The 6,473-nt window shown below is 60.9% G+C and carries 5 protein-coding genes; 4 read left to right on the top strand and 1 reads right to left on the bottom strand.

The genetic code is table 11. The features are described 5' to 3' along the window. On the top strand, positions 1-288 hold a 288-nt coding region (locus tag HGO40_RS30020; protein ID WP_250965994.1), incomplete at its 5' end, for a DUF6124 family protein. A gap of 684 nt (positions 289-972) precedes the next feature. Further along, positions 973-1,356 carry a DUF6124 family protein gene (locus HGO40_RS30015; protein ID WP_250965993.1) on the top strand — a complete coding sequence of 128 codons (384 nt, stop codon included), beginning with the start codon at positions 973-975 and terminating at the stop codon, positions 1,354-1,356. 367 nt (positions 1,357-1,723) lie between these two features. Here the strand turns inward: HGO40_RS30015 and dibA are convergent, their stop codons facing one another. Then, entirely contained in the window at positions 1,724-3,631 is a 1,908-nt protein-coding gene (gene dibA, locus HGO40_RS30010) for a phosphodiesterase DibA (RefSeq protein ID WP_250965992.1), read from the bottom strand. 145 nt (positions 3,632-3,776) lie between these two features. Between dibA and desA the strand changes: the two genes are divergently transcribed. Next, the gene (gene desA / locus HGO40_RS30005; RefSeq protein WP_250965991.1) at positions 3,777-4,961 is read left to right on the top strand and encodes a delta-9 fatty acid desaturase DesA; all 1,185 of its coding nucleotides are present in this window, start codon (positions 3,777-3,779) and stop codon (positions 4,959-4,961) included. Positions 4,962-5,289: 328 nt separating this feature from the next. After that, entirely contained in the window at positions 5,290-6,279 is a 990-nt protein-coding gene (locus HGO40_RS30000; protein WP_250965990.1) for a GGDEF domain-containing protein, read from the top strand. Positions 6,280-6,473 lie beyond the last annotated feature (194 nt).

Raw genomic sequence — 6,473 nt, 5'->3', positions numbered from 1 at the left:
GCCCTCGACTACTACCTCAAGCCCAAGCCCGCCTCACCGCCCGAACCCGATAAAAACCAGCTCTTCATCGTGTCCCCACACATCGACACCGAGACCCTGCTCGCCAACGCTTCCGAAGACCTGCTCTCCATCAGCACCATCGCCGCCGACCTGGCTGACGACGTGGATGACTCACGCCGCTGTGTCGCCCTGGCGATCAGCCGGATGGCCGATGGGGTGCAGTTGTTGGTCGAACGGGCATTGGATCATTTGGAAACAAAGGAGATGGCGCCTGGTGCCAAGGTGTAGCGCCTTGCTTTGATGCAAACTGGCCGACGCCATCGCGAGCAGGCTCGCTCCCACAGGGTTTTGTGTAGAACCGACTATCAAGTTCAACACCAATCCATTGTGGGAGCGGGCTTGCTCGCGAAAGCGGTGGATCAGACATATTGATGTCGACTGACACGCCGCCTTCGCGAGCAAGCCCGCTCCCACAGGGTTCTGAGTCGAACCGAATCTCAAGCTCAACACCAATCCATTGTGGGAGCGAGCCTGCTCGCGATAGCGGTGTATCAGCCCCCTGATTGCTCATCTGACACACCGCCTCCCGAAGAACCGCCTGGGAGATGTGGCAATTTCTGTAGGAGCTGCGGACGGCTGCGATCTTTTGGTGCTTTTCCCCGCCAAACCCTCGGACATTTCCTTCAACACGCCGGGCTGTTCATGAACTAGGCAGCGCTTTCGAGCGCCGCTAACCTCTGTTCGTCATCGCAAAAACGGTGATACGGACGTGCAAGTCCGATCCAGGAACGCATTCGTTATGGCTATTCGCCGAGCATTTTTTTATGCTCGCCGACTGTTATGGCGGCTGCGCGTGGGAGACCTTCGGGTCTGCCGGGTTCCTGGACCGGTCTTGCACACCTACGTACAGCTGCCACCCATTTTTCGACGTGCAATCGGAGGGTGCCGGCTCCACTTCCAGGAATTTTCACTATGTTCAAAGCAACTCCGAATCCCCCGCAAAGCGGCCACAAATCTCGCGTCCAAGCGCAGGAAGAAAAAAAGCTCGATGACGCCGCCACCCGCGCCCTCGACTACTACCTCAAGCCCAAGCCCGCCTCACCGCCCGAACCCGACAAAAACCAACTCTTCATCGTGTCCCCCCACATCGACACCGAAACCCTGCTGGCCAACGCCTCCGAAGACCTGCTCTCCATCAGCACCATCGCCGCCGACCTGGCTGATGATGTGGATGACTCACGCCGCTGCGTCGCCTTGGCGATCAGCCGCATGGCCGATGGGGTGCAGTTGCTGGTCGAGCGGGCGTTGGATCATCTGGAACCCCAGGAGATGGCGGCGCCTGGTGCCAAGGGGTAGCGCTTTGCTCTGATGCAAGCTGGGCCGACGCCATCGCGAGCAAGCTCGCTCCCACAGGTAATGCCGTTCACTTAAGAAAAATGATGACCCTGTGGCGAGGGAGCTTGCTCCCGCTCGGCTGCGAAGCAGTCGTAAACCGGCGGGTGCGGTGTGTCTGATACGCCGCAATTGGCAGGTTTTGGGGCCGCTTCGCGGCCCAGCGGGAGCAAGCTCCCTCGCCACGGGTTTATCGATTGCCTTGAGTGAACAGCATTGCGCTCCCACAGGGTCCTGCGTCGAACCAAATCTCAAATTCAACGCCCATCCATTGTGGGAGCGAGCTTGCTCGCGATGGCGGTGGGTCAACCAACATCAATACCACTGGCGATCAAGCAATAACCGGCGCCCGCTCCCAATCCAACTGTGCCGCCGCCACGGGCCGGCCAAACCAGTAGCCCTGCCCCAGCTCACACGCCAGCCCAAGCAAAAACGCCGCTTGCTCGCGCTGCTCGATCCCTTCGGCGTGCACTTGCATCCCCATGCTATGGGCCAAGGCAATGATCACTCGGACGATCGCCGCATCGTCCTCATCCCACGGCAACCCCGCGACAAAACCCTGATCAATCTTGAGCTTTTGCACCGGCAAACGCTTGAGCCGCAACAGCGACGAATACCCCGTGCCAAAATCGTCGATGGCCAGCCGCACGCCCAACTCCCGCAGGCGATGCATCTGCTCCAGCGCCACCTCCGGGTCTTCCATCACCGCGCTTTCCGTCACTTCCAGCTCCAGACACGCCGGATCCAGGCCCGTGTCGTGCAACACCTGGGCGACCTGGTCATACAACTCACGACGGGCAAACAACCGACTCGAGACGTTGACGGCGACGAACGACAGCGCCACACCCGCCTGTTGCCACCGGCACATCTGCCGGCAGGCCTGGTCCATGACCCAGGCGTCGATCTGGGCAATCAGCCCGGTACGCTCGGCGATGGGAATGAACTCGGCGGGCGACACCAGCCCCCGCGTCGGATGCTCCCAACGCACCAGCGCCTCGACACCGATCAAACGGCTGCTCGCCAGGTCGTGTACCGGCTGGTAATGAACACGCAACTCTTGCTGTTGCAGCGCGCGACGCAGTTCGAAGGCAATTTCGACCCGTTGCTGGGCGTGGGCGGTGAGCTCTTCGGTGTACAGGGCGTAGCCGTCGCGCCCGGCGCTCTTGGCCTTGAACAGCGCCGAGTCGGCGTTGCGCAGCAATTGCCCGGCGCTGAGGGCATCACCGGGGAACAGGCTGATGCCAATACTTGCGTTGATAAACAAGGACTGGTCGCCGAGCTGTACCGGCTCTTTCAGTGCATCGAGGATACGCCGGGCCAAGGCCGCCGCCTGACCTGGCTGCGAGCAGTTTTCCGCGAGCACCGCGAACTCGTCACCGCCTAGTCGCGCCAGGGTTATACCCGGTGCAAACAGCCCGAGAAAACGCTCGGCCACGCCTTTGAGCAACTCGTCACCGACGTTGTGCCCAAGGCTGTCGTTGATGTTCTTGAAATGATCCAGATCCAGCAGCAGAAGCGCACATCCGCGCTTGTGAAGCTGCGCCGAAGCCACGGCTTGCTCCGCGCGATCAGAAAACAGCAGCCGGTTTGGCAGGCCTGTCAGCGGGTCGTGATGGGCCAGGTGCGCCAGCTCATGCTCCGAATCCTTGATGGCGCTGATGTCCGAAAATACCGCGACATAATGACTGACCTGGCCGTTATCGTCGTGAATGACACGAATCGTCTGCCATTGCGGATAGATCTCACCACTTTTACGTCGGTTCCAGATCTCACCGCTCCACTCGCCCTGGCCGGTCAGGGCGGCAAACATGTCGCGATAGAACTCCGGCCCATGGCGACCGGACTTGAACAGATTGGGGCGCTGGCCCAGTACTTCGTCCCGGGCATAACCGGTGATCGCCATGAACGCCCGGTTCACATGCACGATCAAGCCATTGCGGTCCGTCACCAACACCCCTTCGCGGGTGCAATCGAAGACGGCCGCGGCCTGGCGCAGGCGCTCGCGATCGACGCCGTGCTCACCCTTGGCGAAAAACCGCGAGATCCGTGCCCGGGCCAGGAAGATCAGCCCGGCGCTGAGCAGCACCCAGGCATAACCATTGATCAGCAGCCAACGCTGCCTGTCAGCGAATTGATCGAAGAAACTGCTCAATAAATAACCAATCAGCTGCAGCCAGGTGACTGACAGCACGAGGTAAAGCAGCGCTACGCGCACGGCACTGCGTTGATAGGCAGGCATTCGGCCATCCATGTCCCTACAAAGTGACGGGATTATAGAGGAAGAAACATTCAGCCACTCTTATCTGAAAGGCCGACTGGTTTTATCTGTGGGGCTGGTGATAATGCAACGGCGGTTTCTATCTTTATCGAGGGCCCTACAGCCTATGTGGTACGAAGGTTTTCTTGGCTTGTCGGCCTGGTCACTGGTGGCAGTCACCCTGCTGATGACCCACGTCACAATCATTGCCGTCACGGTCTACCTGCACCGTTATTCGGCGCATCGCTCCCTGGAGCTCAACGCCGGTCTCAAACATTTCTTCCGCTTCTGGCTGTGGTTGACCACGGCGCAGAACACCCGCGAGTGGACCGCCATCCACCGCAAGCACCACGCCAAATGCGAAACCGAGGATGACCCCCACAGCCCGGTCATCAAGGGTTTGTCCACGGTGTTGCGCAAAGGCGCCGAGCTGTACCGCGCCGAGGCGGAAAACCCCGAGACCCTGCGCATCTACGGCAAGAACTGCCCCGACGACTGGATCGAGCGCAACCTCTACAGCCGCTTTCCGCTGCTGGGTGTGGCGATCATGGGCGTCATCGACCTGCTGCTGTTCGGCACCATCGGTATCACCATCTGGGCCATCCAGATGATGTGGATCCCCGTCTGGGCCGCCGGCGTGGTCAATGGCCTGGGCCATGCCGTGGGCTATCGCAACTTCGAATGCCGCGACGCGGCGACCAACCTGGTGCCCTGGGGCATCCTGATTGGCGGCGAAGAACTGCACAACAACCACCACACCTACCCCAACTCGGCCAAGCTGTCGGTGCGCAAATGGGAGTTCGACCTGGGCCGGGCCTGGATCAAGGTCTTCAGTTTCCTGCGCCTGGCCAAGGTCCAGCGCGTTGCGCCGATCGCCCACCGGGTCGAAGGCAAGGGCCACCTGGACATGGACACGGCCATGGCGATCCTCAACAACCGCTTCCAGATCATGGCGCAGTACCGCCGGCTGGTCATTGCGCCGCTGGTCAAGCAGGAACTGGAGAAGGTCGATCACTCGGTGCGTCACCAGTTCCACCGGGCCAAACGCCTGCTGTCGCGGGAGACCAGCCTGTTGGACGAACGTCACCATGTGCGCATCCAGAACATGCTCGAACACAGCCAGGCGCTGAAGGTGATCTACGAGAAACGCCTGGCCTTGCAGCAGATCTGGGTCAAGACCAGCAGCAACGGCCACGACATGCTCGCCGCCATCAAGGAATGGGTCAGCGAAGCCGAGGCCAGTGGCATCCAGTCCCTGCGCGACTTTGCCGATCAGCTCAAGACCTACTCGCTACGGCCTGCCACGGCCTGACCCGACAACGCCAGGTGAATAAGGGCTTTTTGTGGCGAGGGAGCTTGCTCCCGCTGGGCTGCGCAGCAGCCCTGAAACCCGCTGGCTCGGTGCCTCAGATCAATTGAATTGACCGTCTTGGGGCTGCTCCGCAGCCCAGCGGGAGCAAGCTCCCTCGCCACAGGTTCAACACTTGGTATCTGACTCGCTAAATCCCCCGCCCTTCGTCGCCTGAAAAGGAACTTCGTCCCAAATCCCCTATCTCAAAGAGCACTTCGCCATCCAGGCGGGCTTTGGAGAAAAGTGCGTGCGAACCCACAGCAGTGCACGCTCTTTGAGATTTGTGCCGATGGTCGACAAGAACCTGCAGGATTACTCCCTACCTCATTGGCCCGAGGCGGCCCAGACGCTCATGGCGCTGATGCATGCCCAGGGTGAAGTGGCGCGACTGAGCGAGCGCGAGCAACTGTTCAGCTCGCTGCTGGTCAGCGTCAATGCCGTGCTTTGGGCGTTCAACTGGGAAACCCGGCAAGTGCTGTATGTCAGCCCCGCCTATGAGCGCATCTTCGGCCGTCCCGCCGGCCTGGTCCTGGCGGACTACAACGAATGGCGCGACGCAATTTACCCCGACGACCTGGAGTACGCCGAACGCAGCCTGGCCGAGGTGCTGGTCAAGGGCGCCGTCGAAGACCGTGAATACCGCATCATCGCCGGCGACGGCCAGGTCCGCTGGCTGAGCGACAAGTGCTTCATCAACCGTCAGGCCGAGCCCGGGCAACCCGTGATCGTGGTCGGCATCGCCGAGGACATCACTGAAAAGAAGCTGCTGGAAAGTGAACTGCAGCGACTGGCGACCACCGATGTGCTGACCCAGAGCAGCAATCGCCGGCATTTCTTCGAATGCGCCCACCGTGAATTCGAGCAGGCGCGGCTACAAGGGACGCCCATGGCGTTCCTGTTGCTGGACATCGATGACTTCAAGGTAATCAACGACACCTACGGCCATCAGGAAGGCGATACCGTGTTGCAGAAGATCGCCGAAAGCGGCCGATCCGTGCTGCGGCGCGGTGACCTGTTCGGGCGGATTGGTGGCGAAGAGTTCGCGGCAGTGTTCCCCGGCTGCCCCCCCGACATGGCCTTGCAAGTAGCCGAGCGCTTGCAACGGGAAATCCAGCGGCTGATGTTCCGCTGCGGCGAGCAGACCTTCGGCATTACCGTCAGCCAGGGGCTCACCGCCATTACTCCCGAGGACCAGTCCCTCGACAGCCTGTTCGCCCGCGCCGACGCGGCCATGTACGAAGCCAAGCGCAAGGGGAAGAACCGCATCATCGCGGCTTGACGCCAATCGCAGCTCAATTGAATCCAGCCATGCCACAGACCCTGTGGGAGCGAGCTTGCTCGCGATGAGGGTCTGACATTCAATGACGGGGCGGCAGTAGGCTGCCATCGCGAGCAAGCTCGCTTGTATGGTAGGACTTGAAGGGAGGAGGAGGGACAAGGCTCGATTCTGACTGTTCGCGCAGTACAGACCGT

Source organism: Pseudomonas sp. CG7, from assembly GCF_023701885.1.
GTDB classification, from domain to species: domain Bacteria; phylum Pseudomonadota; class Gammaproteobacteria; order Pseudomonadales; family Pseudomonadaceae; genus Aquipseudomonas; species Aquipseudomonas zanjanensis.
The sequence above is the reverse complement of the archived record's forward strand: the minus strand, read 5'-3'. Positions and strand labels throughout refer to the sequence as shown.

Bases quoted from the DNA above. Each gene is read 5' to 3' on its own strand.
- HGO40_RS30015 (WP_250965993.1), top strand. From the start codon at position 973: ATGTTCAAAGCAACTCCGAATCCCCCGCAAAGCGGCCACAAATCTCGC.
- HGO40_RS30000 (WP_250965990.1), top strand. From the start codon at position 5,290: ATGGTCGACAAGAACCTGCAGGATTACTCCCTACCTCATTGGCCCGAG.
- desA (WP_250965991.1), top strand. From the start codon at position 3,777: ATGTGGTACGAAGGTTTTCTTGGCTTGTCGGCCTGGTCACTGGTGGCA.
- dibA (WP_250965992.1), bottom strand. From the start codon at position 3,631: ATGCCTGCCTATCAACGCAGTGCCGTGCGCGTAGCGCTGCTTTACCTC.